The following is a 26,281-nucleotide window of genomic DNA, read 5'->3' on the forward strand; positions in this document are numbered from 1 at the left end:
AACAAATTGGCAACGAACCTACACGAAGTGCCCGACTTCGCGCCACCAAAACGGCAGTACGTCGTATTCAACCCGCTGCTGTGTGGCCGAATGTGCACGATGGAATGACCCTCCAACGTGATCCAGATCACACGGCCACTTCGTTTTTGTCGCGCGAGACCGGGCGAGGTTCACTGTGCGCGGGCGGGAATCGGGGCGGTCGGCTTCAGGTTCAGGAGATTGCCGCACAGGATCAGCGTCGCGCCGAGCACGGTCCAGGCATCGAGCCGCTCCGAATACAGCAGCCAGCCGACAGTCGCGGTGAGCGGCACCCGCAGGAAGTCCATCGGCACCACGATGGTTGCATCCGCGTAGCGGAGCGCGCTGGCGAGGCAATAGTGCGAGAATGTGCCGCAGACCCCGATGACGAAGAGCCATCCCCAGAGGGTGGTTGACGGCCAGGTCCAGACATAGAGCGTCGGCAGCAGGCCCACGACCATCTGCACCACGATCATCCAGAACAGGATCGACAATGCGCTCTCGGTCCGGGTCAGCGATTTCGCCAAGATCATGGAAATGCTGAAGCCGATCGCGGCTCCCAGCGCGATCAGCTGACCCGGATTGATCTCGCCGGTGGCGGGCCGCACGATCATGACGACGCCGACGATGCCGAGCGCGATGGCGGCGATCTTCCACACGGTCATGCGCTCGGACAGGAACGTTGCGGCCAGCAGCGCGGTCCAGATCGGCATGGTGAATTCGATCGCGACGACCTGGCCGATCCCGATCAGCGTCAGTGCATAGAACCAGCCGAGCTGCGCGAAATAATGGACGCCGTTGCGCGCGAGGTGCTGGGGCAGGCGTTTGGTCGCGACCGCCTTGAAGCCGCCGGCCCGGTAGATGATCGGCAGCAGCAGCGTGAAGCCGATCACCGAGCGCACTTCCATAATTTCAAAAACGTTCAGCTCGCGCGTGGTCTCGCGGCCGGCAACCGCCATGACCAGCATGAGCGCCAGCCAGCCGGCCATCCACAGTGCAGCCATCGTTTTGGACGGTGTCGCGGTCATCTTTGCTGGTGCGGGCGATCGAGCCTGAGGGGAGGGCCGGTATCGGCGACATCGCCGGCGTTTGCAACGGCCAAAACTGCGGATGCAGCGATGCAGGGCGGCGTGCTAAGGCATCATTGAACAACAAGAAAAGCGAGATCTTCGCTCATGCAAATCTTGCAGCCGGCCGAATGGAAGAAACCGCGGGGCTTTTCTCACGGCGTGGTGGCCGAAGGGCCGGGCCGCTGGGTGGTGCTGGCCGGGCAGACCGGCGGCGACGAGACCGGCAATTACGCGCCTGACATGGCGGCGCAGGTCGCAACCGCGCTGAAGCGGATCATCAAGCTGCTGGGCGAGGCCGGAGCCGGCCCGGAGCACATCGTCCGCCTGACCTGGTACCTGACCAGCCGTAGCGAATATGAAGCGGCCGGGGCGGGCATCGGCGCGGCGTGGAAGGAAACACTGGGGCGAAATTTTCCGCCCTCGACGCTGCTCTACATCGGCGGTCTCGTGGACGAGCGGGCCAAGGTCGAAATCGAGGTCACGGCGTTCGTGCCGAACGCACAAAACGCATAAAAAGCCCCGGCGGAATCGCCGGGGCTTTTGGCTTGAACGCGGCCCGCCTTAGCGCGACAGCGAGATGTTGGCGCCGCGGAACTGGCTGTCCGCGCGCATCGTGACGCTCTGCTTGTTGCCGGACGTCTTCAGCGAGATGTTGGCGTTGAAGCCGGCGGTCGAGGCGACGAGCTCGTAGGTTCCGCCAGCGCCGCGGCCCTGGAGGGAGCCGCTGATGTTGCGGCTGGCCTCGGACCAGCTGCCGGCGATGGCGCCGCCTTCAGCCCTGACGTTGGCGCCGAGATTGAACTTGTAGGCGTCGCTGGCGCAGGTCAGCGACATCTCCATCGTCGGTCCGATCGGGGCGTATCTGGCCCGGCAGCGGATCCGCTCGGTCGAGCCGTCATCCAGCGTGACGGTGCCTGCACCGCTCCAGCTGCCCGCCAGCGGGGCGAACGGGCCGGACTGGGCCTTGCTCTCAGAGTTGGCGATCCCCGCCGCAAACAAAACGGCGGCCGCAATCAGCAGCCGCCGGTTTAGGGTGCTGGTCCCGAATTGCTTATTGGCGCGATGCTTCCCACCGCCCGCTGCACGGTATGCCTGCAGATGCTCCATTCCACTTCCCCGATCCGGCGTTGCCGCTGAGTTGACCGTTGGCATATGCACCATTGATCGAAACTTTCACAAGTCCCCCGCTGCCGATGGTGCCGGAAACGTTAGCGCCGGGCGCGGTGATCTTGCCGTCGGCAACCGTCAGCATGGAACTGGCGGTCGGCTCGCAGGTACCGCTCTTGGTGACGATGGTGACGTGCCAGTTGCCGTCATAGGGGGTCTGGGCGAAAGCGGGAGCGGCGAGGGTGATGACTGATGCGGCACAGAATGCCGTAATGCGACCAAAACGCATGAATTCCGTCCTTGAATCTGTCTGATATGCTGACGCTTATTCGGCCCAAATGTGACGGAAATTTGTTGCGTTGCCAAAGCGAAAATTGTTCCTGTGGAAACAATGGTTTATTTGTGTTTCCGGCTCCAATTTTCGAAGCAGAATCAACGCGGCTTCACGTTAAGGGTAAACGTCAGGAGAGACTCAGGGGAAGGACTGAGGAAAGGACTCACGAAAGACTTGGCGCCAAGGTCGCGAACTGCTCGTCCTGAACCTTGGAGGGCAGCGCCTTGTGGACCTTGACGTAGTCGATCACGTCGGCCAGCAGCTTGAGGCCGAGCGGAGCGAGCGCGCGCTCCCAGAGCTCGCGAGCCGTCTCGCCCTTCTTGACGAAGCACCAGTCCTGGGCGGCGATGGCGCCGGCGTCCATGACGTCGGCAAGATGATAGATCGTGCCGCCGGCGATTGGATCGCCTTCCTTGATGGTCCATTCCACGGCGGCTTTGCCCCGATGACGCGGCAGCAGCGAGGGATGATAGCCGATCCCGCCGAACTTCGCCGCGGCCAGGGCGTCCTTGCCGATCCGGGCGTGGCTGTGGGCGGTGATGATCAGGTCGGTGTCGGGGCCGATTTCGGAGGCGACCACCAGCTTCGGATTGGCCTGGACCGCCACCTCGATGCCGGCCGCCTTGGCGCTCGCGGCGAGGCGATCCTCGGCGTCGGCCACGACGACCCGCACGATCGAGACGCTGTGCTCCCGGAGCATGTTCAGGGTGGTCACGCCGAAATGGCGGGAGCCGACGAGGGTAATGCGCATGGGTGTCCGATCCGTCTCGCAACTGCGTCATCCCCCGATAACACGTCGGTGCGTCCTGTCACCAGCCGCGGGCGGTTTGTGCCGGTTATCAACAATGCACCGGGCGCAGGGCGCGACGGGCTCCGCGATTGCGCAGCCGGCCGTTCCGGTGCTTCCATGCGCGTATTGCCCCGTATCAGGAGCGAGCGCATGCGAAGCGCGTGGTTTTTCCTTCTCGCGGCACTGAGCGTAGCCGCGCCCGCACGCGCCGGCGGGCCGTATCCGGCGGTCCCGCCCGAGGTCGGGGTGGCGCCGTTCATCGGTCCGACGTGGGATGCCTTTCGTTGCGCCGAAGGGCCGGTCTATAATTTCTATCACGGCGCCTATTACGGCGAGGAGCCGCCCGCACTCTATCGCAGCTACGCCTACAGGCCGTACTACCGCTACAGCGCCTACCGCAGGCTGCCGCGCACGTATTTTTGCGTCACGGACTAGCGTTGCCGCGCGGCCACATCGACAGCAAATGATGCATCCGCCGGTTCCTCTGTTTCATTCCTGACATAAGGAGCCCTCGTATGCCGCTAGAATGCGCCAACCGGGGCTGGCCAAATTTGATTCCGAATCCGTTTTCGAACCCGGCTTTGGCCGCTGGCGAGTGATCGCCAGCGGCTTTTTATGCCGGCGCCATCACGAAATCATCAAACGGTAACGCGTTCTCAACCTGCCTGTCGTATCGACGAATCCGTCGCGGATTTGTATTGCGTACCGCGACACCAAAAATGTCCCGCAGGCGTGGGTGCGCCGCGTGGGCTTTTTTGCCGGGACCGATTTCATGCCGAGCGCAATTGAGCAGATCGTGGACGCCTATGTGCGGCTGAGGAACCGCCGCGGGCTCGACGAGCTGATGATGCACAGGCAGCGGCTCGCGGTCGATCTGAAGAGCAGGTCCGGCTATGATTTCAGCCTCCCGATCGGCAAGATCGACGAGGAGATCGCGATCATCGAGGAGGGGCTCAGCCGGCTGAAGGCTCAGTCTCCGGATGCCCGCGGGATACGTCCGATCTGACGCGCTCAGTCGCGCCGGCCGCCGTCGATGACGGTGAACAGCGGCCGTGCCTGGGTCGGCTCGACCAGCAGTTCCTCCACCAGCGCGGTTGCCGCATCGACATATTTGCGCGTCGGTTTGTCGAGCTCACGTTTGGCCTCGTCGTCGAGCGCGACCTTTGCGGCCTCGACCAGCTTGCGCATGCGCGCCGCATGATCGTCGCCCGCCGTCAGCGTCGCGCGCGCCAGCGAGCGCAGCACGAACAGCTCGCCTTCGAGGCGGAGCAGACGGTCGTTGAGCCTGGTGAGGACGGCGTTGAGGTCGGCCATAGCTGCTGTTCGTAGCGGAGGATCCATCCTGATCTAGCGGCGATCGGTGAACGGAATCCAAACGCCATTGGCGCAATTGGGTTGATCTCCGGCGTCTCCTGGCGGCGGCGGTGCCGCCGATGTGAGACATCGTGACGTTGCGATGCATCGTCCCGGCGTGGTTCCCGCACCACATGGGAGCCCGGGTGGACGCCTGGAGCACGTACGATGCGGTCTGTGCTGGCTTTGGTCCTCTTGATTGCAACATGCGCCGCGGCGGCTGCCGCGCCGGCGCATCATCCCCGCCCGCGCCATCACGTCGCCGTCCATCTGCCCGAGGACGCGCCGGTGCCGCCCGGCTGGTACAAATTTCCCGGGCAGCCGCCGATTCCGCCGTCAGAGAACAGGAATCTCGATCCCTCCAATTTCGGCGGCGGTTGATCGAAGCTACGCCGCGGTTCGGGCGAGATAGTCGCGGGCGAAGGCGAGATACCAGTCGAGGCACGCGGGATTGGCCATCGCCTCCTTGTTGATGACCTTCTCGACGGGCTGGCCGAGCAGCAGCTTCTTGATCGGCAGCTCCTGCTTCTTGCCCGAGAGCGTGCGCGGGATCTCGGCGACGGCAAAGATCTCGTTCGGCAGGAATCGCCGGGACAGGCCGGCCTCGATCGCCTTGTTGATCTTGGCCTGCATCGCGGCGTCGAAGGCGGTGCCCTCACGCAGCACCACGAACAGCGGCATGTAGCTGTCGCGGCCGAGATATTCGAGGTCGACGACGAGGCTATCCAGCACCTCCGGCAGCGCTTCGATCGCGGAATAGAGCTCGCTCGTGCCCATGCGCAGGCCGTGCCGGTTGATGGTCGCATCGCTGCGGCCATAGATGATGCAGGAGCCGTCCGGATTGACCTTGAGCCAGTCGCCGTGCCGCCACACCGGCCCGCGGCCGCTGCCGTCGAAATTGTCCGGATAGGTCTCGAAATAGCTGGAGCGATAGCGCGCATCGCCCTTGTCGTTCCAGAAACGGAGCGGCATCGAGGGCATCGGCTCGGTACAGACGAGCTCGCCGACCTCGTCGATGACGGCGCGGCCCTGCTCGCTGAAGGCTTCGACCGCCGCGCCGAGCAGGCGGCATTGCATCGCACCCGGAGTCTGCGGCAATTCGCGGTTGCCGCCGATGAAGGCGCCGGCAAAATCGGTGCCGCCGGAGATGTTCGCCCACCAGATGTCGGCATGCGCCTTGCTGCCGTTGATTTTCGACAACGCCGCGAAGCGAGCGTTGAACCAGGCTTGCGTATCGGCGCTGAGCGGCGAGCCGGTCGAGCCGAGGCAACGCAGCCGCGACAGATCGCCGGCCGCAGTGAGATCGATCTCGGCCTTGGCGCAGTTGGCGAAGAACGCCGCGCCGGCGCCGAAGAAGGTCGCTTTCGACTGTGCCACGAACCGCCACAGCGTGGTCCAGTCCGGCTTGTCCCTGGTGCCGCCCGGGCTGCCGTCGAAGATGCAGCAGGTGGTGCCGCTGAGCAGGCCGCCGACCTGAGAATTCCACATGATCCAGCCGGTCGAAGAGTACCAGTGATAGCGCTCGCCGAACGAGTTCTCGTGGTAGGAGCAGCCGAGGTCGTTGTGCAGGCCCAGCAGCGCCAGCACCACGATGACGATCCCGCCATGGCCGTGCACGATCGGTTTCGGCAGGCCGGTGGTGCCGCTGGAATACACGATCCAGAGCGGATGATCGAACGGCAGCCAGGCCGGCTCGAACGCGTCGATCGCGGCGCCTGTCCTTGCGACGATGTCGGCGAGCCGGGCGTCCGGTGCTGTGGGCGCAGCCTCGCTGTGCAGGATGACGTGCTCAACCGTCGGCAGCGATCGCCGCAGCTCCGCGACGACGTCCTTGCGATCATGCCGGCGGCCGGCATAGGTGACGGCATCGCAGGCGATCAGCACCTTCGGCTCGATCTGCTTGAAGCGGTCGATCACGGCGGGCGCAGCCATGTCGGGCGCACAGACGCTCCAGACCGCGCCGATGCTGGCGCTCGCCAGAAACGCGATGATGGTTTCGGGGATGTTGGGCAGGTAGGCCGCGATCCGGTCGCCGGGCTTGATGCCCTTGTCCTCCAGATGCAGCGCGAGCGCCGCCGCCTTGCGACGCAGCTCCGGCCAGCTCGTTTCGTTGAGCTTGCCGTCCTCGCCGCTACTGACGATCGCGGGCAGGCCGGCGGCGTCGGCGGCCTCGACATGCCGAAACACCTGCCGCGCATAGTTGACCTGCGCGCCGGGGAACCACACCGCGCCCGGCATCTTGCGCTCGGTGATCACGGCCGCAAACGGCGTCGGCGATTGCAGATCGTAATAGTCCCAGATGCTGCGCCAGAAGCCGTCGAGATCGCGCACCGACCACTGCCGCATCTCCTCGTAATTCGCGAAGGAAAGGCCACGCTGCTCGGCGAGCCAGTTGCGGTAGAGGGCGATCTGCGGAACGAAGGGAGCGGTCATTGCGTGTCGGCTTCTGTTGCGGGGAGGGGGAGTTTATCCGGTGTCTCGGCGTAGCAGAAGCGTCAGTTCCTCATCCCTGCGTCACGGCAAAACGCTCGCCGCCGATCCCGGCCCGATGCCAAGCGGCCGGCGCTGAAGCCGGCGTTCAAACGCCCTCAAAGCAAAAGCTGAAAAACAACCCCATACACAGTAGCGGGGGTATTGAATGCATTCGTCATTTTCAGTTGGTGCCAAGCAGGTCCTTCTCGGACTTGTCCAACGCGAACACCTACCGATATCTCGACGGCGCGACGCATCGCCTCGTCCGGATTTGACACGTCGGGCAAAACACTGGCAGAGTGGCATCATCGGAAATTCGTAACACCCGCGCGGGAAAACCTGCCGCGGGTTTTTTATGCCGTAGCAGTTGCCACGATCAAAGGATCGCTATTTCCGCCGCAACGGGCTGACAATCGCATTGGGAATTTTGCGTGAAGTGTTTTGCCCGACGACGGGCAAGGTGTCACTGCGAACTCCGTCGATGCATTCTGCGTCGTTGCTTCAACATCGTCATTGCGAGCGTAGCGAAGCAATCCAGAATCTTTCCGCGGAGAAGCTCTGGATTGCTTCGTCGCAAGAGCTCCTCGCAATGACGGCGAGAGTGGCAATGGGGTTTCGTAGCCCGGATGGAGCGAAGCGCAATCCGGGGTTCGTGCAATGGAGCGACACTGGTCCCGGATTTCGCTTCGCTCCATCCGGTCGACGGCAGTGAAAACCCTTGCCTCGGCCTACCAACCCACTCCCGCCCATCGTCTCCCGAACACCGGCGGCTTTGTCTTCACCGCCGACCAGCCGAAGAAGTGGTGCTTGCCGGACCAGCTGTGCACCACGCCGCTGCAGATGCTGCATTTGAAGCTGCCGGTGTGGGCTTCGCTGTGCTCTTCCCGTGTCGCGGTGTAGTTCATGCTGCAACCCGCGCAGGTGAATTCTTCGGTCGTCCAGATGCTGTTGGCCATTGCACGTCGATGTTCTTGGATGCGTTGTGGGAAGCGTAGGTGCGAGCCTTTGCAGCCGCGTAAACCGGCGCGTGGAAATCCGGTTAATTGTCGTTAGCCAACCCCCGCGTGCAAGCGTGCGGCCCTCGGCGCACCCGCCTGACAGCGCGCGGCGGCAGCTGGCCTTGCACCCGGCCGGACCGGTTCTTGTCGTGGATCGCACAAGTGCCAAAAGCCCGGCGCGGCGCTTGGCTCGAGCGCATAGTGTATGCCGCGATGAATGCTGGTGCGGCGATCGGGCTCCTTGCGGTGCGCTTCGGGCCGAAGCGTTCCTTAAATCCCGGGGCCGCCGCGGGTCCGGTCGTCTTGACGGCGGATGCGCGGCTGGCAATAACGCTTTGCCGCGCAAGTGCCGGAACCCGCGTCAATGCCGCAAGGAAAGGCGTGCCCGTGAAAAGTCTCCGTCAGCTCCTGACGGGAGAGGACATCATCCAGCTCCTGATCCGGGTCGTTCTGCTTGGCCTGCTGATCATCTGGACCTTCCTGATCATCCGCCCGTTCGTGCCGATCCTGGCCTGGAGCGCCGTGCTCGCGGTCGCGTTCTATCCGGCCTTCAGCTGGGTCGCCAAGATCCTCGGCGGCCGCCCGAAGACCGCGGCCGCGATCCTCACCCTGATCACGCTCGGCATCGTCATCGGCCCGGCGACCTGGCTCGGCCTCAGCGCGGTGGACGGTGCGCGCGAGTTGGCGAAGCAGCTCGGCACCGGCGACCTCGCGCTGCAGTCGGCGCCAGAGCAGCTCAAGTCGTGGCCGGTGGTCGGCCCTTGGCTCTACGATCTCTGGGATCAGGCCTACAACAACATCCGTGCGGTGCTGCGCGAGGTCGCGCCCTATCTCCAGCCGCTGGCGGGGCCCTTGTTGTCGCTTGCGGGCGATGCGAGCCTCGGCACGCTCCAGTTTCTGGTCTCGGTGTTCGTCGCCGGTTTCCTGTTTCCGCACGGGCCGCGGCTGGTTGCGGCCGGCCGCGGCTTCCTGTTCCGGATCGTGCCCGAGCAGAGCGAGCATTTCCTGGAGCTTGCGGGCGCGACCATCCGCGCCGTGGCGCAAGGCGTGATCGGCGTCGCGATCGTGCAGGCGCTGCTCGCCGGCATCGGCTTCAAGCTCGCCGCCGTGCCGAGCGCGGGCCTGCTCGCCTTCATCGTGCTGCTGCTCTCGATCGTTCAGATCGGCGCCTTCCTCGTGCTGCTGCCGGTGATCATCTGGATCTGGACCGCCAAGGACGTCACCACGGCGCTGCTGCTCACCGTGTTTCTCGTCCTCGTCGGCTTCATCGACACCATGTTGAAGCCGCTGGTGATGGGGCGCGGCCTCACCACGCCCACCATCGTGATCTTCGTCGGCGTGATCGGCGGCACGCTCGCCCATGGCATCGTCGGCCTGTTCATCGGGCCGATCATCCTGTCGGTGGCCTGGGAGATGATGATGGCCTGGATCAGGACCGAGGACCGGGCGGCGGCGGGCGAAAGCTGAGCTGCTCGCACGGGCTGTGGTCAAAGCGCCCCGCGAACTTGTCTATTCGACTAGACAAGTTACGATACGGCGATTCTGTTTTCGATCTACGGCAGAAATGGCGAAGGCTTCCAAGCTGGTTGCCGCAAAGCGCGGCAAGGTATTGTTGGTCAGACGGCGGTCGGACGGCCTGTGGATGTTCCCGGGCGGCCGCAAGCGTTCGCGCGAGTCCGACAAGGACTGCCTGCGGCGGGAGATCAAGGAGGAGCTGCCCAAGCTGAAGCTCGGCCGGATCAGCCTGTGGAAGGAAGTGACGGCCAGGAATAAGCGCTCCGGTCGCAAGATGAGCGACGCGATCTTCATCGCCAAGGGCGCCAAGGGCAGGCTCGAGATCGGCGACAAGAAGGAGATCGACCGCGCCGCCTGGCAGAAGCCGCGCGGCATCCGCCTGACGCCGACTTCGCGCTACATCCGCGATCGGCTGTTTCCGAGCAAGCCGCGGCGCCAGTGAGCAGGGGCGGCCGCGTCTTCGCGGCGCCGGTGCGACAAATCGCCCGTCCAGAACACGAGCCCGAGAGGCTGTCGGCGGAGTCGGTTTCGACGACCTGACGTCGGCCAAGTGAGATCGGCCAAGCGAAGTCCATTCACTTCGAGGCGTGGTCGATCTTGTGCCCGAGATGCCCGGTGTCGTGATCGCGACGCAACTGGCTCAGCGAGGTCTCGTTCAATTGATGCAAGACCTCGCTGAGCGGAGTCGCATCGGGATAACCGGCCGCAAATCCCTTTCCGTAGATCTTGCGCAACGTACCGACCAGCGTGTTGCCGTGCTTCTTGCTGATCGCGCCATCCTTGTCCCGATGGCGACCGTCCAGGCCCGGTTCCTTCATGTGGTTCTCCCCGTGCGGCGTCTTAAGCGCCTGGGGAGAGCGTGCTCCCAAACGAATTGGTTGGCAACGGTGCGGCGCGCGGGAGTTGAGCGGCGGTTCGCTCCATCGCAAGAGCGTCGCGTTCGCGCTTCGCTCTCCTAGCTGTGAAGCCGCGTCAGATCGCGGTGGGACGGTCGGCGTACTACATGAGCGGCAGCGGAGTCGATTGGAGCCGATACGATGCGTCTAGTTGTGGCCCTGGGCCTTTTGGTCGTCTTGTGCACGTCTGCAGACGCCGCGCACCACGCTCGTGCGCACAATCCTGCGACACGCCATCCTCCGGTCGATCGTTTCGGCACGGAAGTGAATCCTCGTGCGCGCTTCGCAGTCCCCGGCTGGAGCGATGAAGCAACGGCGCGCTGGCTCAACAACGCCTCGTCCAACGTCGGCCGAGGCGGATAGCCACACCCGGGCGTGGTGCGCGAAGATCGGCGGAGCCGTGTGAACCAGTTCACACTCGCGCTTCGAGACCGGTGCTATGAAGGCCTCATTGCTTAACCAATTTATATTTTGAAAACGCCCCAGCGCTCCCTCAGAGGCGCTGGGGTTTTCATTTCGATCGCGGTCACGGCCACGGGTCGCGAAGCGTGATCGGAGGGGCGGGTGCTTTCTGAAAAATCCCGAAGGCGGGCGGGGCGACTAAGCGGCTTGCTCCTCGAACGAGGTGTAGACCTGCCCAGCCGGATCGACGATCTGAACGTCCCAGCACCCGTCTTCGACGAGCTCTCTGGCCTTCTTGAGGGCGGCCGCGAGTGACAGCCGCTTGAGGCTGACGACGCCTGCCGTGTCGAAACCGCTGATTTCAAACATGCCGTTCCTCCGGTTTTCCTGAATCTTACACCTTTCGAGGGCGTTGTCTCCCGGCTTTTGTGGCAAGGCGCTTGGAACTGCAGACAGCTGCAGTTCCGGTGCAGCGCGGTGGGCCGCCATCGTGCCATCGGCCGACCCGGATGGTCGTGGCGCTCCCGTCTCGTTCAGGCGTCATTCAGAGGGCTTGTCTATCTTGTTGCCTTGGAGGACCGCTTCGATGTTGATCACCACTATCGCGACAATCCTTGCTCTTCATGGCGGTGCAACGGCGCCTGCCGCAGCTGTCGAACGCCCGCTCGAGGTGCAGTATCGCGGCGTGCCGAGGCATCCACCTCCGTGCGGCCATCATTGGGATCTGAGCGCCCGCGACGGGATGTGCTATCCCAACGGCTATCTCCGTCCCGAAGACCAGGCGGCGCTGCAGGGGTACTATCAGGGCCCGCGGCCTTACTACGGAATGCGCCGGCGTCCGGTGCCATGCGGCCACGGCGCTGACGTCGATATCCGCGACGGTGTCTGCTACCCCAACGGCACAGTTCCACTGCAATTCCAGGACCGGCCAGAGAATTACTATCGGCGCTATTGAGAGACGGGCCGTCACGCGCAAGGCCGAGCTTGCTGCTGATCAGCGAGCTCTTGATGAGGCAGCTGCGGAGCCGGCCCAGCGCCACGACCAGGCGGCCTGCGCCTCAAGCGGGGTGTGCACGCGCCAGGTCGGATCGACGACCTGAGCGTCCCAGCCCCCGTCTTCGACAAGCTCCCTGGCCTTCTTGAGGGCGGCCGCGAGTGACAGCCGCTTGAGGCCGACGACGCCTGCTGTGTCGAAACCGCTGATTTCAAACATGCCGTTCCTCCGGTTCTCGTGAATCTTACACCTCCAGGCGTCTCGGTCGGCCACGTCGCTAACGTGGAATTAATCCAAAATGCTCACAATTTTAGGCAGTTGTAGGTGGGTGCTGCGTAGAGGAGCCGTCGCGAGGACGTTCCGGCGTCGGCTTCCTGTTGCTCGCTCATTTGAGGTCAATGGACATGACCACGACATCCGAGGCGCCAGGCCTCGTCGAACAACTCGACCCCGCGGCGCTCGCGCTCGCAGTCGCAGCACTCGAACCTGCTGCCCCGGAAGCTCCGGCACCGGCCAAGCAGTCCAGCCGGAAATCGGTCCTGGCACTGTCGGTGTGCGCCTTGGCCATCAATGGCGCGGCGGCGATCTATACATTGCCGGCTGATCTTCCGTCGCTGAGTGTCGGCAGTCTGGCTGAACTGCTTCCGCGCCGGGAAGCTTCCGCGCCAAAGGCGGATCCGGTTGCCGCTGCCTTGAAGGACATTCAGTCGGCCCAGCAGCAACACACGGCTTCGCTGCAGGAGAGCAACCACGCCTTGCAGCAAAATGCCGCTCTGCTGCAGCAGGATTCAATGGTGCTGCTGTCGCTGCGACAGAGCATCACGGACGAACGGGTCGATGTGAGGAAGATTTCTTCGCAGCTGTCCACGCTCATCGCGAAGGTCGATGCGCTGCAAAATGCAATGATGTCGGACGTCACGTCCTCGATCCGAAAAGCGAATGCGCGCTATGGATTGTCCGCTGCGATGCGCAAGCGGATGGTCCGGCAGTCGAAGTCCGTCGGGCCGGTTTCGGTTGGGGGCGCTCCGCTGAGTGTGCCGGCTACGGTTTCAACTCCGGAAAGCTGACGATTGGTCAAGCGAAGCAGTTGGCATTACCGGCCTTCGAGTTCACGCTGGCCGGTCCTCTTGTCATGCCAAGCAGGACACGATGGCGAGCACGACGTCGGCGCCCAGGTCGCCTGAGTACATCGTGAAAAGGATGGCAGCGCCAAGAACAACAGCAGAGACCTTGAGAATAATCATTTTGAGATCCCCTCGTGGGTGAGAGGACACTGGACCCGGATTGTTTCCTGAGTGCTTCGCGTGATGCGGCGAACGGTTTCATTCACCGAGGTGTTATCCGTGAGGGGCCGCTCGACTTGGAGGCCGCAACAGGGCTGCTGCGCCCCGATGCATTTTCGAGATCAAGCCCGGGGGGCATCCCAATCGATCTGGCGCGCGCCAACGATGACTTCAAAACTCTCTCGCAAGAGCGAGCGGAAGGGCCTCAGTTGCTCCGTTCCGACCTCCAGCCGGTGTCCCGATGTGAAATGGTGGCGGTGATATCGACATCTCTGCCGGCCGACTGGCGCCAGGCCGCCACGCCGAAACACACCGTCAGCGTCAATGTCGTCAGCAATAGCAGCACGGACAGAAACTGGCTCACGCGTACCCCCAGCAAGATCACGCGCGAACGCGCGCACATCTGGCTGATTCGAAAAATGCAGTCCGACTGACCTAGGGAGCGTTTTCCCCAAGGTTGCAAACCCGCGGACCAACACTCGTAGCCCTTGAGCCACCGCGACTCAGGAGCCGGCTCCGCACGCACCAGGCTTCTGCGCTTCACAAGAATTGGCCGGCTATTGCCGTCGTCACGGCATAGGCTTTGACGGGATGCTCGATGGCAGCCTCGCCGGCCTTCGTTCCATGAGGGAGGCGCGTCGAGGCCGGGCGTTGGCGCCTGGAAGCGCCGGCATCTGATGACACACCACGGCGGCTGAGGCGGTAGCGACCACCAGGGCTCGCCGGTTCACACCACGCAGGGCACCAACAAATACGCCGCCGGGCTCTAATACATTGTCCCGGCGGCGGTGTTCATTTCCAGCCCCGAGATGGGAACTAGCAAAAATCTCGGATAGAGATTTTACGCACGAAATCTCCGAGGGTTTCAGGCCGCCGGTTCACGCGTTGACGCGGTCGGGGAAGCTGTCACATTACTTTGACAGACAGGTGCCAATTTGGCCGGCGCTGGGATTTCAGAGCCCAGACCGGAATACGCGGCGAACGCTGCCAAGCGAACATATTCCGCTTGTGCAGCGTTCAGCATCCTCTCAATTTCGGGAGTTCGGCGTGTTTGATGCTGAAATGACTGCGCTGCTCAGGGCGGTGCTCGACGAAGTTTGCGAAAATATTCCTGTAAGCGAGACCGGCGCCAGAGCGTACGTCGCCTCGAAGCTGCTCGATGCCGCGGCGCATGGGCACCGCTCAACCGACGCGTTGAAAGCGGCAGGTCGCAAGGCCCTGAACCCACCAACGATGTGGCGCTGATTATCCGCTCCTCATCCGTACAACGATGATTCCGGTGGGTCGCTTGTTCAGTTAAGTCTTTGATTTGGCTTGGTGAGCGCGCTGGGGCTCGAACCCAGGACCCCGTGATTAAAAGTCACGTGCTCTACCGGCTGAGCTACGCGCTCCCATGGCCGCTGATGGCTTTCAAGATCGATCGCCATCGTCTTCGGACATTCGAGAAGCATGTCTTGCCGCTGCCTCAACTGGCGTCGCGGGGAAAAACCGGCTGTTTCCGGATCATGCTTTCGGCCCGCGCTGTGTAGGGGGATGGGGCGCTGAGGTCAATAGCGCGAGTGGCGGCCCAAACTCCTGGCGGCGTAGGGGATTCGCTCGCGCTTTCCGCCGCTTAGGCCGGAATTTTCAACCCGATTGGCGGCCCGCTATCCACGCCGAACAGCGCCGGTGGCTTGCCGGCGCGGAAGTTTCACCGGCGCCGCGAGACCGTTCGGCCCGTCAGTTCGCCTCCCGCCGCACCTCGCTCGGCACCGGCTGCGGCGTGCCGGCGGGGGTCGGCAGCGCAACCGGGCGCAGGCCGATCAGTTCGGCGGTGCGGATCGCGCTGTCGCGCCAGAACTGGAACGAGTTGATGCGGCTGAGCTCGAGGATCGCGATCGCGACCGCGGCCAGGAACGGCAGGCTTTGCAGCACCAGGACGCCGGCGAAGATGTAGATCTCGGTGATCTGGCGATAGCTGTTGGAGGCGATCAGCACGCCGGCGCCGATCACCAGCAGGGTGCCGATCACGGCCTCCCAGAATGCCTGGAACTCGATCGACATTCTGGACAGGCCGCCCTTGGAGGTGCGCGCGAACGCGATGTGCTCGGTGATGAGACCTTGTGCCACCGCGCGCGACACCGTCCATTGCACGCTCATCGCCGCGATCATGGCGCCCATCATCTGGCCGGGTTTGATCGCGACGCGTGCGCGGTACATCGACAGGAAGTGCGCGAGCGAGACGACGAAGGCGCCGATGATCGGCAAGGTCAGGATCTTGTCGGGGATGGCGATGTCGGCGAAGGCGACGATCGGCACCCAGATGAGGTTGAGCAGCGCGACCACCACGCCGAGGCTCTCGGCGCCGAGCCAGTTCAGCCAGCCCAAGCCATATTCGCGCTTCTGGTCGGGCGTCAGCCGGCTGCGGCCGGGCAGGAAGTGCCGCCAGTGCTTCTTCACGATCTGGAGGCCGCCATAGGCCCAGCGGTGACGCTGCTTCTTGAAGGCCTCGTAGGTGTCGGGGAGCAGGCCCTGGCCGTAGCGGTGATTGGTGTAGTGGGTGGTCCAGCCGAGCTCCTGGATCGCAAGGCCGAGATCGCTATCCTCGCAGATCGTGTCGGATGACCAGCCGCCGGCCATGTCCATCGCGGCGCGGCGGATCAGGCACATCGTGCCGTGTACGATGATGGCGTTGGCCTCGTTGCGCTGGACCATGCCGATGTCGAAGAAGCCCGCATACTCGCCGTTCATGATGTAGTGCATGATCGACAGGTCGCCGTCGCGATGCTCCTGCGGCGCCTGCACGAGGCCGACGCGCGGGTCGGCGAAAGCGGGCACGAGGTCCTTCAGCCAGTCGGGATCGACGGCATAGTCGGCATCGAGGATGCCGATGATCTCGGCATCGACGGCGGTGCGGTCCATCGCGATCCGCAGCGCGCCGGCCTTGAAGCCCTGCACCTTTTCCGCGTTGATGAACTTGAAGCGTTCACCGAGCGCGCGGCAATGGTCCTGGATCGGCTGCCAGAACGCGGGATCAGGCGTGTTGTTGATGATGACGACGCATTCATAGTTCGGATAGTTCAGCCGCGACAGCGCATCGAGCGTCTGCTTCAGCATCTCGACCGGCTCGAAATAAGCGGGGATGTGGATCGAGACCTTCGGATAGTAATTTTCCGGAACGTTCTCGACCGGCTTGCTCTTGGAGAGCAGCCGCTGCGGCGGCCGGCCCAAGGCCACCGCCGCGATCTCGTCGACGCGCGCCATCGCGATGAGGACAAGGGGAACAAGCAGGATCATGCCGAGCGTGAGCGCGAAGGCCGAGCCGAAGATGAAATAGTGGTCGTTCCAGAACGCGAACACGGTCGCGGCCCAGGCGCCGACGCCGTTGGCGGTCGCCGACAGCAGGAATGCCTGCCTGGCGGTCGGCTGCTCCAGCCGCAGGATCGGCAGCGACAGGAGGATGCCGACCAGCAGCGCAATTCCCATCAGCTTCCAGTAGTCGGGATTCTCGACCGGGCCGGTCCAGGCGAATTTCGGCTCGCGGCTGGCGTTGAGGATGCCCCAGTACGGGCCGACGCCGCCCTCGAAATACTTCCAGGGCTGATCGATGGCTTCGACGATGTTGTATTCCATGCCGATGGCTTCGGCGCGGCTGACGAAGTTGCGCAGGGTCAGCGCCTGCTGGAACGGGCCGGGGTCGGCGTTGCGCAGGTTGTAGCCCTGGCTCGGCCAGCCGAATTCGGCGATCACGATGCGCTTGCCGGGGAACAGATTGCGCAGCAGGTTGTAGCGGTCGACGGCCTGGTCGACCGCCTGGTCCGAGCGGAAGTTTTCCCAATAGGGCAGCACGTGGGCGGCGATGAAGTCGACATTGGAGGCAAGGTCGGGATTGTCGCGCCAGATGTTCCAGATCTCGCCGGTCGTGACGGGCACGCGGACCGAGCCCTTGACCTTCTTGATCATGTCGATGAGGTCTTCGACCTTCTGCTCGCCGCGGTAGATCACCTCGTTGCCGACCACGACGCCGACGACGTTGCTGTTCTTGCGGGCGAGCTCGATGGCGGCCTTGATCTCGCGCTCGTTGCGATCCTTGTCCTTGTCGATCCAGGCGCCGACCGTGACCTTCAGGCCGAACTCGGCCGCGATCGGCGGCACCAGCTCGACGCCGCCCGTGGACGAATAGAGACGGATCGCGCGCGTCATCGTCGACAGCGTCTTCAGGTCGGCGCGGATTTTCTCGACGGTCGGGATATTGTCGATGTCGGGATGGGCCGCGCCTTCGAACGGGGCGTAGGAGACGCTGGGCAGGAGGCCCTTGAAGTCGGGCGCGGGTTCCCTGTCCCGCATGACTCCCCAGATGCCGGCGTGAAGCGCGGACACAAGCAACAGAACGGCGGCGACAACGCGCATCGCGGCTAAACCAAAAGGGGCTGAGGTGGCAGGGAAGCGGATCCGACCCCGAGATCCGACCGAGTCCGCGGCAAATGGAGCATACCTCTGCCGGACGGTTTCACAACTGTCATGGCCTCATGACCGTATGAGGGCATGACAGTTTCGGAATGTGCGGCAGTGCCAACCGCTTCTATCGCCGATCGTTCCTGAACGGCGGCTGAAACAATCGCGGCTATTTCGAGGGCGCCGGCGTCGGGCTTGCCGCAGGCGCGGGGCTCGCGGCCGGCTGCGGGGCCTGCGAATTGCCCGTGGTTGGCGCCGCCGTCTGGGCGGCGCTGGCTGCCGCCTGCTGCGGCTGGGATGCCGGGTTGATCCAGCAGGCGTGCACGCGGCTGTCCAGGGTCTCGGCGACCTTGGGATCGATCTGGCCGCCAAAGCGGGTCAGGCAGCGGAAAGCCGCCTGGATGTGGCCGCCGGGGCAGCCGAAGCGGTCGTAGAGGTCGAGATGGCGGAACGCGGTATCGAGGTCGTCGCGCCACATCAGCCGCACCACGCGCCGGCCGAGCCAGACGCATTCGGGGTTGCCGGCCGGGCCGTTGATGACCTGGGCTGCTTCGGCGAACTCGTCGGTGCGGCGCTGGTTCTGGGCGGCGTCCTTGGCGGCGGCATCGGCGGGCTGGGCAGCCGCCTTGCCCTGGTCCGGGGCAGGCGTGCCGCTCTGGGCGGAGGCGCCACCGAGACCGACCATCACGACCAGGGAGGAGACGGCCAAGGTGGCGGCGAACTGCCGCAGGACCGCATTTCGTAACTCGAACACCCGTTGCCGCATGAATTCCCCAATATATCAGCTGACCGCCCGCGCCAGGACCTCGCGGACTCGCCGGTGATGGCGTCCAAATGGGTCCCCAATGCGGCGGCAAAGTCCTGCCGAGTCCATGACCTGAATTTGAAATTTTGTCCAGCAAAGTCACGATCCTAGGCCTCTGTCGAACGGCCGCAGGTAAATTCCTCGGGGGAGGGAAGGATCCATCTCGGACACACCCCTTGGCAGATGGCGCGTGAGCAGGTAATCGACGGCACCTCGCGGAGGACGGAACCGATTTCTCTTCGTACGCCACTGGCGCTTCTGCTCGTTTCACTGGGTGCGATTGCTGCCGTGTGGTGGTGGCTGGCCACGCCAATCACACTCGCGCGCGCCCCGATCGACCCGGCCGACAAGGTCCAATGCGTCTCCTATGCGCCGTTCCGCGGGGATCAGTCGCCGCTGAACGCGTGGACCCATATCGAGGCCGACCAGATCGAGCAGGATTTGCGCCAGCTCAAGGAGATCACCGACTGCGTCCGCACCTATTCGATGGAGAACGGGCTCGACCAGGTGCCGGCGATCGCCGCCAAGGTCGGCGGGCTGAAGGTGCTGCAGGGCATCTGGCTCTCCAGCAACCGCGCGAAGAATTTTGAGCAGGCCGCGCTCGCCGTCCGCCTTTCCAAGGAATTTCCCGGCATCGTCACCAGCATCATCGTCGGCAACGAGGTGCTGTTGCGCGGCGAGATGACGACGGCGGACCTCGTCTCCATCATCCGCTCGGTGAAGGCGCAGGTCAGCGTGCCCGTTACCTATGCCGACGTCTGGGAGTTCTGGCTCAGGAATCGCGAGGTCTATGACGCCGTCGACTTCGTCACGATCCACATCCTGCCTTATTGGGAGGACATTCCGGTGAAGGCGAAGTTCGCAGCGAGCCATGTCGAGGCGATCCGCGAGCGCATGGCGGTCGCGTTCCCCGGCAAGGAGATCCTGATCGGCGAGACCGGCTGGCCCAGCGAAGGGCGCATGCGCGAGGGCGCGCTGCCGTCGCGCACCAACCAGGCGCGCGTCGTCTCGGAAATCCTGGGCCTGGCGAAAGCGAACAAGTTTCGCGTCAATCTGATCGAGTCCTATGACCAGCCCTGGAAGCGCAAGCTGGAAGGCACCGTCGGCGGCTATTGGGGCCTGTATGACTCGGTGCGCCGGAACCTGAAATATCCGCCGGGCCAGCCGATCAGCAATTTCCCGTACTGGAAATGGTACATGGGCGCCGGCATGGGCCTCTGCGTGCTGGTGTTCGCGGTCGCCGGCCTCACGCTGCGCCGTCGGCCGTGGACGCCGCGCTTCTCGGCATGGCTCGGCGTCGCGATCTCGGCGACGTCAGCGGGCGCCCTGCTCGGGATCGGCGTCGACAAGATGTATTATGAGAGCTACGGCATCGGCGGCTGGCTGCACTGGGGCGCGCTGCTTCTGGCCGGCATCCTGTCGCCGATCTTCTGCGCGCAGGCGATGGTGATCGGCCGCAGCCTGCCGACCTTCCTCGATCTGCTCGGCCCGCGCGAGGGCCGGAAATGGTCGAAGCTCACCGCCGTGCTCGGCCTGACGCTGGCGGTGACCGCGGTGATTGCGGCGCAGACCGCGCTCGCGTTCGTGTTCGACTCGCGCTACCACGATTTCCCCTACGCCTCGCTGACGATGGCGGTGGTGCCGTTCGCAGTGCTGATGCTGAACCGGCCGCAGATCGGCCAGCGTCCGATCGCGGAATCGGTATTCGCGGGCCTGCTCGCGCTGGCGGCCGCCTATGTGCTGTTCAACGAAGGCCGCGAGAACTGGCAGTCGCTGTGGACCTGCGCGATCTACTTGCTGTTCGCGTTCACGCTGTGGCGGGCGCGGGCCGAGCAAATCCAAGAATGAACAGGCCGATCGCAAGGCCCGACAGCACGACATTGTAGAGCACGATGCCGAGGCCGGCGGCGACGATGCCGACGGTCAGCAGCACGATCGACGGCCGCATCAGGTTCAGCGTCGCAACCACCAGCGCGACGATACCGAACACCGAATTCTTGAAAAGCACCGTCGCGACCGAGCGCGCCTTGCAGATCAGCGTCTGCAGGCCGGCATCACAGGCGAGGCCGACGGTCGAGTTCTCGATGCCGAGATAACGCAGATAGATCGCATAGCCGACGGACACGAAGCCGACGACGATCAGGAACTGCACCTGGTAGGGCGTGAGGCGGAAGGGCTTTTTTGTCATGGGCGCAATATGGTCGGGATGACGGGAGGGGGCAACAGGCGAGGTGGATATTTCTGATCGCTTGCGCCGTTCGACGAGTCATTGCTCGGCGGCCATTGAGGCCCCAGGGGTTGCGTAACAAGAGGGTCGCGCAACAGGGATCCGCGGGTAATGATCGAACTCGTAGGCGTTCCTACCGCCTGAAGAACGACGACAGCGTCGATCCCGCCGAGGCCGTCTCCGGCTTCGCCGGTGCGGCCGGCGGCTGAGGCGCGGGGGCAGGCGCGGGCTCCTCGCGCTTCGACGAGCGCTTTGAGGAGTAGCTGCGGCGGCGCTTCTCCGGTTTGGCGGCAGGCGCGGGTGCCGTCGCAGTCTCGGCTTGCGGCGCCGCGTCCTGGATCTTCTCGGAGTTCTTCTCCTGAACCCGGTCCTGAGTCTTCTCTTGGCCCTTCTCCGCTCCGCCGCGCATCGACAGGCGCTGGCCGTCGAACACGGTGGTCTCGCAATGGCGGTCGTTCTCGGCGAGGCCCGCGCAGAGCTTTGCGGCGGCCGCCGCATTGATCAGCGGCCCGGCGCCGAGACGGAGCTGCATGCCGACGCTGGCATTGCCCTCCTTGATCATGATGATCGGCCGCAGCGCCGCGATCTCGGGATTGGACTTGGTCAGGCCGCGCCAGAGCGCGCGCAGGCCGTCGAGCGAGTTGGCGCCGCCGAGGTCGATGGCGAAGCGCGTCTGCTGGACCGCGATTGCAGGGGCCTCGCTCTCGGCCGTCTCCGGCGGCTTGGCTGGCGCCGCGGCGACCTCGGTCGGGGCAGGCGTCTGTTCGGGCTTCTTCTCGGCGGCCTTCTCGGTCGTCTCGGGCTGCGTCAGCTTCGACGCGGCGGGATCGGGTGGCGCCATGATCGATTTTGATGGCACCAGCGGAAGCATAGGCAGTGCCGCCGTCGTCAGCGGCGACTGCGACACCAGCGAGGCCGCGGCAGCGGTCTGCGGCGGCGGGATCAACTGATCCTTTGCGGCCTCCTTCAGAGCGTCTTTTGCCGGCTCCTTCGCCTGGTCCTTCGCGGCTGCCGCGCGCGGCTTGTCACTCGACGGAGCCGGCGTCGAGGCGACCGGCGCGACGTTCGGCGCCGCGGGCTGTGCGTCAGGCGCCGGCGCGTCCTGCGGCTTCGCGCTCTGCTTGGCGATGGCGCCGGTGACGGAATCCATCCCTTGCTCGAGCACGGTGACGCGCGAATAGAGCCGGTCGCGGTCGGTGTTCAGCGTCTCGATGGCGGAGGCGAGGCGGCGGGCCTCGTTCTGGCTGTCCTTGGTCAGCATCTGGAGCCGGTCGGCCTGGCGCGACAGATCGGCCGACGCCACCTGGTCACGGCGCCAGCCGAGCTGGGCCTGATTGGCCAGCACGGCCAGCACGACGGCGCCGACGGCGGCCACGCCCCACGAGCCCAGCCGCCACATCATGCTGCGGTCGACTTCGCTTTCCTCGGCCAGAAGTCCGGAGAACAGCCCGCCGGTCTCCTTGGTCCCGAAGGCATCCGCCAATGGGTCGGAATCCTTTGCCATGAACGTTAAGTGCCCAGCCCCGAACAGCTTCCCCGAATCAATCAGGGAACATTAACAGGAAAACCCCGTCGCACTTGAATTCCGGGCGTTCGCGGGGGTAGCAAGGCGACAGCTCAAGACGGCATCGGCCTGCCGCCGCCCGTTGATTCGGCCATGTTTGACAGGATTTCGATGACTGCCCGTTCCAGCCTCACGATCGTGCTCGCCGCCGGCGAAGGCACGCGCATGCGATCGAACCTGCCGAAAGTGCTGCATCCGGTCGCCCACCAGAGCCTGCTCGCGCACGTGCTCGCCGCCACGCCGAAGGGAACCGGCACCTCGCTCGCCGTCGTGATCGGCCCCGACCATCAGGTGGTCGCGGACGAGGCGAAGCGCATCCGTCCCGATGCGCTCACCTTCGTGCAGGCGGAACGGCTCGGCACCGCGCATGCGGTGCTGGCGGCGCGCGAGGCGATTGCGCGGGGCGCTGACGATCTGCTGATTGCCTTCGGCGATACGCCGCTCATCTCGGCCGAGACCTTTGCGCGGCTGCGCTCAGCGCTCGCGAAGGGCGCAGCGATCGCCGCGCTCGGCTTTCGCGCCGCCGATCCCACCGGCTATGGCCGCTTCATCGTCCAGGGCGACCGTCTGGTCGCGATCCGCGAGCAGGCCGATGCCAGTGCGGAAGAGCTCAAGATCGATCTGTGCAATGCCGGCGTGATGGCGATCGACGGGCGCCGTGCACTCGCGATCCTCGACAAGATCGGCAACGCGAATTCGAAGGGCGAATATTATCTGACCGACGCGGTCGGCGTCGTTCGTGAACAGGGATGGGAGGCCGTCGTGATCGAGACCAGCGAGGACGAGGTGCGCGGCATCAACACAAAGGCGCAGCTCGCGGAGGCCGAAAGCGTGATGCAGGCACGCTTGCGCAAGGCGGCGATGGAAGCGGGCGTCACGCTGATCGCACCCGAGACCGTTTATCTGTCCGCCGACACCGTGTTCGGCAATGACGTCACCATCGAACCGTTCGTGGTGATCGGTCCGGGCGTGTCGATCGCCGACGGCACGGTGATCCATTCCTTCTCGCATATCGTGCAGACCACGCTCGGCAAGAACGTCTCGATCGGCCCCTATGCGCGGCTGCGACCCGGCACCTCGCTCGGCGACGGCGCGCGCATCGGCAATTTCGTGGAAACCAAGGCCGCGACGCTGGAGGCCGGCGTCAAGGTCAACCATCTCTCGTACATTGGCGATGCCACCGTCGGCGCCAATTCCAACATCGGCGCCGGCACCATCACCTGCAACTACGACGGCTTCAAGAAGCACAAGACGATCATCGGGCAGGGTGCCTTCGTGGGCACCAACTCCTCTCTCGTCGCGCCGGTAAAGATCGGCAACGGCGCCTATATCGGGTCCGGCTCGGTGATCACCCGCGATGTGCCCGACGACGCCATGGCGCTGGAGCGCAACCAGCAGACCATCCGCGAAGGCGGCGCGGCGCGCTATCGCGAGATGAAGACGGGCGGCAAGAAGCTGGAGAAATGAGCGGCCGAGTGCCGACACCCGATCGGTGTTAGGGCAGCGCTCATGGACGACGACGAAATCGACGATGTGATCTCATTCCTCGTCAAGCGCGTCATCACACCGCCGGGACGATGGGTGCTGGAACAGGTCGGCGATCCCAGCCCAACCGAGATCGCATCGCTGATCACAGGACTGGCGTTCTGGGCGTTCGTCGTCTTCCTCGTCTTTGCCCTGGTGCTGGGGTGGTAAGGCGCGCCGCTATTCGTCGTCGGAGAATTCCGAGAAGATCGCGCGCGTCAGGCGCCAGCCGCGCGGCTTGGCGCGTTTCGCAGGTTCTCCGGCGGCGTGCTTGACGAAGACGGGCTTGCTTTCCTTGCCGCGCTGGGGGGCGGCCAATGCGCAAGGTGCGTGCCAGTGGTCTCGCTGGCGTGGGCATACATCGATGACAGGCCTTTGCGGCCGGACGAGCTTTTCATGACCTTAACTCCCTGGCCGGGAATCGTTGGTCAAACTCATTGACAACAAGTTAATTCGCGCGGTTTAAGGCCGGCCAATTCGACGCAGTCGAAATCGGAAGCGAACCGGCGCTGTCTCAATCAGCAATAATTATTGAGTATCTGGTTCCTTAGGAACTTCGCTAAAGACCGAGCGGGTCGTTTAGGCGATTTTTCGACGATTTGGGGGATATTGATCCGCATGTGCGGGATTGTCGGCATTCTCGGGCGCTCGCCGGTTGCAGAGCAATTGGTGGATTCGCTCAAACGTCTCGAATATCGCGGCTACGACTCCGCGGGCGTCGCCACGCTCGAAGGCAAGCATCTGGCGCGCCGCCGCGCCGAGGGCAAGCTGAAGAACCTGGAGAAGCGTCTCGAGGCCGAGCCGCTCAAAGGCACGACCGGCATCGGCCACACCCGCTGGGCCACCCACGGCAAGCCGACCGTCAACAATGCCCATCCGCACGCGACCGAACGCGTTGCCGTGGTCCACAACGGCATCATCGAGAATTTCCGCGAGCTGCGCGGGGAGCTCGAGAAAAAGGGCACGGTGTTCCACACCGAGACCGACACCGAGATCGTGCTGCATCTCGTGGACGATCTGCTCACGCGCGGCAACAAGCCCGTGGAAGCGGTGAAGCTGACGCTGGCGCGGCTGCGCGGCGCCTTCGCGCTCGGATTCATCTTCGCCGGTGACGCCGACCTCATGATCGGCGCCCGCAACGGCCCGCCGCTCGCGATCGGATATGGCGACGGCGAGATGTATCTCGGCTCCGACGCCATCGCGCTCGGCCCGTTCACGGACACGATCAGCTATCTCGAAGACGGCGACTGGGTCGTGCTGACGCGCAAGGGCGCCACGGTCTTCGACAAGGACGGCCACGCCGTCCAGCGCGAGAAGATCAAGCACGCCGCCTCGACCTCGCTGGTCGACAAGGCCAATTACCGGCACTTCATGGCGAAGGAGATCCACGAGCAGCCGGAAGTGGTCGGCCACACGCTGGCGCGCTATGTCGACATGGCGACCGAACGCGTCTCTCTGCCGGTCAAGCTGCCGTTCGACTTCAAGAGCATCCAGCGCATCAACATCACCGCCTGCGGCACCGCGAGCTATGCCGGATTCGTCGCGAAATACTGGTTCGAACGCTTTGCGCGCGTGCCGGTCGAGGTCGACGTCGCCTCCGAATTCCGCTACCGCGAGGCGCCGTTGCGCAAGGGCGATCTCGCCATCTTCATCTCGCAGTCGGGCGAGACCGCCGACACGCTGGCCGCGCTGCGCTACGCCAAGGCCGAGGGCGTGCACACGGTGGCCGTCGTCAACGTGCCGACCTCGACGATCGCGCGCGAGAGCGAGACCGTGCTGCAGACGCTGGCCGGTCCCGAGATCGGCGTCGCTTCGACCAAGGCCTTCACCTGCCAGCTCATGGTGCTGGCAAATCTTGCGATCGCGGCCGGCAAGGCCCGCGGCGAATTGTCCGACGAGGACGAGACCAAGCTCGTTCATGGCCTCGTCGAGATCCCGCGCCTGATGTCGGACGCGCTCACCACCGAGCTCCAGATCGAGAAGCTCGCGCGTGAGGTCGCCAAATCGCGCGACGTGCTCTATCTCGGCCGCGGCACCAGCTTCCCGCTCGCGCTCGAAGGCGCGCTGAAGCTGAAGGAGATCTCCTATATCCATGCCGAGGGTTATGCCGCCGGCGAGCTGAAGCACGGACCGATCGCGCTGATCGACGAGACCATGCCGGTCGTCGTCATCGCCCCCTACGACCGCGTGTTCGAAAAGACCGTCTCCAACATGCAGGAGGTTGCCGCCCGCGGCGGCAGGATCATCCTGATGACGGACGCCAAGGGCGCGGAGGAGGCGACCGTCGAGTCCCTCGTCACCATCGTCATGCCCGACATGGCGGCCGCGTTCACACCGATGGTCTATGCCGTCCCCGTGCAGCTGCTCGCCTATCATACGGCGGTCATCATGGGCACCGACGTCGACCAGCCGCGCAACCTCGCGAAATCGGTGACCGTGGAATAGGCAGAAGGGATCAGGCCGGAACGCTAGGTAGTCTTCCAAAACCTGCTAGA

28 protein-coding genes, 1 tRNA gene and 1 pseudogene are annotated in these 26,281 nt (G+C 64.4%); 14 read left to right on the top strand and 16 right to left on the bottom strand.

Annotated features, from left to right (window positions below):
* Window positions 1-170 precede the first annotated feature (170 nt).
* Entirely contained in the window at window positions 171-1,046 is an 876-nt protein-coding gene (locus tag BJ6T_RS24315) for a DMT family transporter (RefSeq protein WP_028169492.1), read from the bottom strand.
* Between the two features lie 147 nt (window positions 1,047-1,193).
* Here BJ6T_RS24315 and BJ6T_RS24320 point away from each other — a divergent pair, with 147 nt between their 5' ends.
* A complete protein-coding gene (locus BJ6T_RS24320; RefSeq protein ID WP_014495136.1) occupies window positions 1,194-1,601 on the top strand; it encodes a RidA family protein in 408 nt (135 codons plus the stop codon).
* 48 nt (window positions 1,602-1,649) lie between these two features.
* Here the strand turns inward: BJ6T_RS24320 and BJ6T_RS24325 are convergent, their stop codons facing one another.
* The 3 genes from BJ6T_RS24325 to BJ6T_RS24330 all read right to left on the bottom strand — a co-directional run bounded on the left by BJ6T_RS24325 (window position 1,650) and on the right by BJ6T_RS24330 (window position 3,280).
* A complete protein-coding gene (locus tag BJ6T_RS24325) occupies window positions 1,650-2,195 on the bottom strand; it encodes a hypothetical protein (protein ID WP_014495137.1) in 546 nt (181 codons plus the stop codon).
* The gene (locus tag BJ6T_RS43845; protein WP_014495138.1) at window positions 2,140-2,484 is read right to left on the bottom strand and encodes a hypothetical protein; all 345 of its coding nucleotides are present in this window, start codon (window positions 2,482-2,484) and stop codon (window positions 2,140-2,142) included. Before BJ6T_RS43845 ends, BJ6T_RS24325 begins: the two co-directional genes overlap by 56 nt.
* Before the next feature lie 208 nt (window positions 2,485-2,692).
* Entirely contained in the window at window positions 2,693-3,280 is a 588-nt protein-coding gene (locus BJ6T_RS24330) for a formyltransferase family protein (RefSeq protein ID WP_014495139.1), read from the bottom strand.
* Window positions 3,281-3,469: 189 nt separating this feature from the next.
* On the opposite strand from BJ6T_RS24330, the gene BJ6T_RS24335 reads away from it, so the two are divergent.
* Complete coding sequence (locus BJ6T_RS24335) at window positions 3,470-3,754, top strand: hypothetical protein (protein WP_014495140.1); 285 nt, start codon at window positions 3,470-3,472, stop codon at window positions 3,752-3,754.
* A gap of 337 nt (window positions 3,755-4,091) precedes the next feature.
* Entirely contained in the window at window positions 4,092-4,325 is a 234-nt protein-coding gene (locus BJ6T_RS24340) for a hypothetical protein (protein WP_039156921.1), read from the top strand.
* Between the two features lie 5 nt (window positions 4,326-4,330).
* Here the strand turns inward: BJ6T_RS24340 and BJ6T_RS24345 are convergent, their stop codons facing one another.
* A complete protein-coding gene (locus BJ6T_RS24345; protein WP_014495142.1) occupies window positions 4,331-4,633 on the bottom strand; it encodes a hypothetical protein in 303 nt (100 codons plus the stop codon).
* A gap of 207 nt (window positions 4,634-4,840) precedes the next feature.
* Between BJ6T_RS24345 and BJ6T_RS24350 the strand changes: the two genes are divergently transcribed.
* Window positions 4,841-5,053 (top strand): hypothetical protein, encoded by a 213-nt coding sequence (locus BJ6T_RS24350; RefSeq protein ID WP_014495143.1) that lies wholly within the window; start codon window positions 4,841-4,843, stop codon window positions 5,051-5,053.
* Between the two features lie 6 nt (window positions 5,054-5,059).
* Here the strand turns inward: BJ6T_RS24350 and BJ6T_RS24355 are convergent, their stop codons facing one another.
* On the bottom strand, window positions 5,060-7,105 hold the full coding sequence (locus tag BJ6T_RS24355; RefSeq protein ID WP_014495144.1) for an acetoacetate--CoA ligase: 2,046 nt from the start codon (window positions 7,103-7,105) through the stop codon (window positions 5,060-5,062).
* Between the two features lie 767 nt (window positions 7,106-7,872).
* Complete coding sequence (locus BJ6T_RS24360; protein WP_014495145.1) at window positions 7,873-8,100, bottom strand: hypothetical protein; 228 nt, start codon at window positions 8,098-8,100, stop codon at window positions 7,873-7,875.
* Between the two features lie 429 nt (window positions 8,101-8,529).
* Between BJ6T_RS24360 and BJ6T_RS24365 the strand changes: the two genes are divergently transcribed.
* A complete protein-coding gene (locus BJ6T_RS24365) occupies window positions 8,530-9,609 on the top strand; it encodes an AI-2E family transporter (protein ID WP_232208432.1) in 1,080 nt (359 codons plus the stop codon).
* A 97-nt stretch (window positions 9,610-9,706) separates the two neighbouring features.
* Window positions 9,707-10,099 (top strand): NUDIX hydrolase, encoded by a 393-nt coding sequence (locus BJ6T_RS24370; protein WP_014495147.1) that lies wholly within the window; start codon window positions 9,707-9,709, stop codon window positions 10,097-10,099.
* 133 nt (window positions 10,100-10,232) lie between these two features.
* Here BJ6T_RS24370 and BJ6T_RS24375 read toward each other — a convergent pair whose 3' ends face one another.
* Together BJ6T_RS24375 and BJ6T_RS47380 are read right to left on the bottom strand one after the other, a co-directional pair.
* Window positions 10,233-10,475 carry a hypothetical protein gene (locus BJ6T_RS24375; RefSeq protein WP_014495148.1) on the bottom strand — a complete coding sequence of 81 codons (243 nt, stop codon included), beginning with the start codon at window positions 10,473-10,475 and terminating at the stop codon, window positions 10,233-10,235.
* A 678-nt stretch (window positions 10,476-11,153) separates the two neighbouring features.
* Entirely contained in the window at window positions 11,154-11,324 is a 171-nt protein-coding gene (locus BJ6T_RS47380) for a hypothetical protein (protein ID WP_167541702.1), read from the bottom strand.
* 217 nt (window positions 11,325-11,541) lie between these two features.
* Between BJ6T_RS47380 and BJ6T_RS45875 the strand changes: the two genes are divergently transcribed.
* The gene (locus BJ6T_RS45875) at window positions 11,542-11,910 is read left to right on the top strand and encodes a hypothetical protein (protein ID WP_014495151.1); all 369 of its coding nucleotides are present in this window, start codon (window positions 11,542-11,544) and stop codon (window positions 11,908-11,910) included.
* 39 nt (window positions 11,911-11,949) lie between these two features.
* Here BJ6T_RS45875 and BJ6T_RS24385 read toward each other — a convergent pair whose 3' ends face one another.
* On the bottom strand, window positions 11,950-12,168 hold the full coding sequence (locus BJ6T_RS24385) for a hypothetical protein (RefSeq protein ID WP_014495152.1): 219 nt from the start codon (window positions 12,166-12,168) through the stop codon (window positions 11,950-11,952).
* A 179-nt stretch (window positions 12,169-12,347) separates the two neighbouring features.
* Between BJ6T_RS24385 and BJ6T_RS24390 the strand changes: the two genes are divergently transcribed.
* The 3 genes from BJ6T_RS24390 (at window position 12,348) to BJ6T_RS24400 (ending at window position 14,477) form a co-directional block, all read left to right on the top strand.
* Window positions 12,348-13,016: a hypothetical protein gene (locus BJ6T_RS24390; protein ID WP_014495153.1), complete on the top strand. Its 669-nt coding sequence runs from the start codon at window positions 12,348-12,350 to the stop codon at window positions 13,014-13,016.
* Window positions 13,017-13,207: 191 nt separating this feature from the next.
* Window positions 13,208-13,666 (top strand): hypothetical protein, encoded by a 459-nt coding sequence (locus BJ6T_RS47385; protein WP_014495154.1) that lies wholly within the window; start codon window positions 13,208-13,210, stop codon window positions 13,664-13,666.
* A gap of 613 nt (window positions 13,667-14,279) precedes the next feature.
* The gene (locus BJ6T_RS24400) at window positions 14,280-14,477 is read left to right on the top strand and encodes a hypothetical protein (RefSeq protein ID WP_028169495.1); all 198 of its coding nucleotides are present in this window, start codon (window positions 14,280-14,282) and stop codon (window positions 14,475-14,477) included.
* A 70-nt stretch (window positions 14,478-14,547) separates the two neighbouring features.
* On the opposite strand, the gene BJ6T_RS24405 is transcribed toward BJ6T_RS24400, so the two are convergent.
* From BJ6T_RS24405 to BJ6T_RS24415, 3 genes are all read right to left on the bottom strand, one after another.
* Window positions 14,548-14,623: transfer RNA gene (locus tag BJ6T_RS24405), tRNA-Lys, on the bottom strand.
* A 328-nt stretch (window positions 14,624-14,951) separates the two neighbouring features.
* A complete protein-coding gene (locus BJ6T_RS24410) occupies window positions 14,952-17,621 on the bottom strand; it encodes a glycosyltransferase (protein ID WP_014495155.1) in 2,670 nt (889 codons plus the stop codon).
* 214 nt (window positions 17,622-17,835) lie between these two features.
* Window positions 17,836-18,432 (bottom strand): hypothetical protein, encoded by a 597-nt coding sequence (locus tag BJ6T_RS24415; RefSeq protein ID WP_014495156.1) that lies wholly within the window; start codon window positions 18,430-18,432, stop codon window positions 17,836-17,838.
* 222 nt (window positions 18,433-18,654) lie between these two features.
* Here BJ6T_RS24415 and BJ6T_RS24420 point away from each other — a divergent pair, with 222 nt between their 5' ends.
* Complete coding sequence (locus BJ6T_RS24420) at window positions 18,655-20,319, top strand: glycoside hydrolase family 17 protein (RefSeq protein ID WP_014495157.1); 1,665 nt, start codon at window positions 18,655-18,657, stop codon at window positions 20,317-20,319.
* Here BJ6T_RS24420 and BJ6T_RS24425 read toward each other — a convergent pair.
* Window positions 20,279-20,659 (bottom strand): hypothetical protein, encoded by a 381-nt coding sequence (locus BJ6T_RS24425; RefSeq protein WP_014495158.1) that lies wholly within the window; start codon window positions 20,657-20,659, stop codon window positions 20,279-20,281. The two genes, BJ6T_RS24420 and BJ6T_RS24425, sit on opposite strands and share 41 nt — an antisense overlap.
* 172 nt (window positions 20,660-20,831) lie before the next feature.
* Window positions 20,832-22,202, bottom strand: a complete 1,371-nt coding sequence (locus BJ6T_RS24430) for a hypothetical protein (RefSeq protein ID WP_014495159.1) — start codon at window positions 22,200-22,202, stop codon at window positions 20,832-20,834.
* A 171-nt stretch (window positions 22,203-22,373) separates the two neighbouring features.
* On the opposite strand from BJ6T_RS24430, the gene glmU reads away from it, so the two are divergent.
* The gene (gene glmU / locus BJ6T_RS24435; RefSeq protein WP_014495160.1) at window positions 22,374-23,729 is read left to right on the top strand and encodes a bifunctional UDP-N-acetylglucosamine diphosphorylase/glucosamine-1-phosphate N-acetyltransferase GlmU; all 1,356 of its coding nucleotides are present in this window, start codon (window positions 22,374-22,376) and stop codon (window positions 23,727-23,729) included.
* A 42-nt stretch (window positions 23,730-23,771) separates the two neighbouring features.
* Window positions 23,772-23,957, top strand: coding sequence for a hypothetical protein (locus BJ6T_RS24440; RefSeq protein ID WP_014495161.1), 186 nt, complete (start codon window positions 23,772-23,774; stop codon window positions 23,955-23,957).
* 9 nt (window positions 23,958-23,966) lie between these two features.
* On the opposite strand, the pseudogene BJ6T_RS24445 reads toward BJ6T_RS24440, so the two are convergent.
* Window positions 23,967-24,184 (bottom strand): annotated as a pseudogene (locus tag BJ6T_RS24445) (hypothetical protein).
* Window positions 24,185-24,404: 220 nt separating this feature from the next.
* Here BJ6T_RS24445 and glmS point away from each other — a divergent pair.
* The gene (gene glmS, locus BJ6T_RS24450; protein ID WP_014495162.1) at window positions 24,405-26,231 is read left to right on the top strand and encodes a glutamine--fructose-6-phosphate transaminase (isomerizing); all 1,827 of its coding nucleotides are present in this window, start codon (window positions 24,405-24,407) and stop codon (window positions 26,229-26,231) included.
* The last annotated feature ends 50 nt before the right edge of the window (window positions 26,232-26,281 follow it).

Origin of the sequence: Bradyrhizobium japonicum USDA 6, assembly GCF_000284375.1 — a bacterium.
Classification (GTDB): Bacteria; Pseudomonadota; Alphaproteobacteria; order Rhizobiales; family Xanthobacteraceae; genus Bradyrhizobium; species Bradyrhizobium japonicum.

Excerpts from the sequence above, each read along its gene's own strand:
- BJ6T_RS24330 (WP_014495139.1), bottom strand. The coding sequence starts at position 3,280 with ATGCGCATTACCCTCGTCGGCTCCCGCCATTTCGGCGTGACCACCCTG.
- BJ6T_RS24345 (WP_014495142.1), bottom strand. The coding sequence starts at position 4,633 with ATGGCCGACCTCAACGCCGTCCTCACCAGGCTCAACGACCGTCTGCTC.
- BJ6T_RS24410 (WP_014495155.1), bottom strand. The coding sequence starts at position 17,621 with ATGCGCGTTGTCGCCGCCGTTCTGTTGCTTGTGTCCGCGCTTCACGCC.
- BJ6T_RS24420 (WP_014495157.1), top strand. The coding sequence starts at position 18,655 with ATGGCGCGTGAGCAGGTAATCGACGGCACCTCGCGGAGGACGGAACCG.
- BJ6T_RS24430 (WP_014495159.1), bottom strand. The coding sequence starts at position 22,202 with ATGGCAAAGGATTCCGACCCATTGGCGGATGCCTTCGGGACCAAGGAG.
- BJ6T_RS24440 (WP_014495161.1), top strand. The coding sequence starts at position 23,772 with ATGGACGACGACGAAATCGACGATGTGATCTCATTCCTCGTCAAGCGC.
- BJ6T_RS24390 (WP_014495153.1), top strand. The coding sequence starts at position 12,348 with ATGGACATGACCACGACATCCGAGGCGCCAGGCCTCGTCGAACAACTC.
- glmU (WP_014495160.1), top strand. The coding sequence starts at position 22,374 with ATGACTGCCCGTTCCAGCCTCACGATCGTGCTCGCCGCCGGCGAAGGC.
- BJ6T_RS24415 (WP_014495156.1), bottom strand. The coding sequence starts at position 18,432 with ATGCGGCAACGGGTGTTCGAGTTACGAAATGCGGTCCTGCGGCAGTTC.
- BJ6T_RS24325 (WP_014495137.1), bottom strand. The coding sequence starts at position 2,195 with ATGGAGCATCTGCAGGCATACCGTGCAGCGGGCGGTGGGAAGCATCGC.
- BJ6T_RS24315 (WP_028169492.1), bottom strand. The coding sequence starts at position 1,046 with ATGACCGCGACACCGTCCAAAACGATGGCTGCACTGTGGATGGCCGGC.
- BJ6T_RS24320 (WP_014495136.1), top strand. The coding sequence starts at position 1,194 with ATGCAAATCTTGCAGCCGGCCGAATGGAAGAAACCGCGGGGCTTTTCT.
- BJ6T_RS24355 (WP_014495144.1), bottom strand. The coding sequence starts at position 7,105 with ATGACCGCTCCCTTCGTTCCGCAGATCGCCCTCTACCGCAACTGGCTC.
- BJ6T_RS45875 (WP_014495151.1), top strand. The coding sequence starts at position 11,542 with ATGTTGATCACCACTATCGCGACAATCCTTGCTCTTCATGGCGGTGCA.
- BJ6T_RS24370 (WP_014495147.1), top strand. The coding sequence starts at position 9,707 with ATGGCGAAGGCTTCCAAGCTGGTTGCCGCAAAGCGCGGCAAGGTATTG.
- BJ6T_RS24425 (WP_014495158.1), bottom strand. The coding sequence starts at position 20,659 with ATGACAAAAAAGCCCTTCCGCCTCACGCCCTACCAGGTGCAGTTCCTG.
- BJ6T_RS24340 (WP_039156921.1), top strand. The coding sequence starts at position 4,092 with ATGCCGAGCGCAATTGAGCAGATCGTGGACGCCTATGTGCGGCTGAGG.
- BJ6T_RS24335 (WP_014495140.1), top strand. The coding sequence starts at position 3,470 with ATGCGAAGCGCGTGGTTTTTCCTTCTCGCGGCACTGAGCGTAGCCGCG.
- BJ6T_RS47380 (WP_167541702.1), bottom strand. The coding sequence starts at position 11,324 with ATGTTTGAAATCAGCGGTTTCGACACGGCAGGCGTCGTCAGCCTCAAG.
- glmS (WP_014495162.1), top strand. The coding sequence starts at position 24,405 with ATGTGCGGGATTGTCGGCATTCTCGGGCGCTCGCCGGTTGCAGAGCAA.
- BJ6T_RS24350 (WP_014495143.1), top strand. The coding sequence starts at position 4,841 with ATGCGGTCTGTGCTGGCTTTGGTCCTCTTGATTGCAACATGCGCCGCG.
- BJ6T_RS24385 (WP_014495152.1), bottom strand. The coding sequence starts at position 12,168 with ATGTTTGAAATCAGCGGTTTCGACACAGCAGGCGTCGTCGGCCTCAAG.
- BJ6T_RS24360 (WP_014495145.1), bottom strand. The coding sequence starts at position 8,100 with ATGGCCAACAGCATCTGGACGACCGAAGAATTCACCTGCGCGGGTTGC.
- BJ6T_RS43845 (WP_014495138.1), bottom strand. The coding sequence starts at position 2,484 with ATGCGTTTTGGTCGCATTACGGCATTCTGTGCCGCATCAGTCATCACC.
- BJ6T_RS24375 (WP_014495148.1), bottom strand. The coding sequence starts at position 10,475 with ATGAAGGAACCGGGCCTGGACGGTCGCCATCGGGACAAGGATGGCGCG.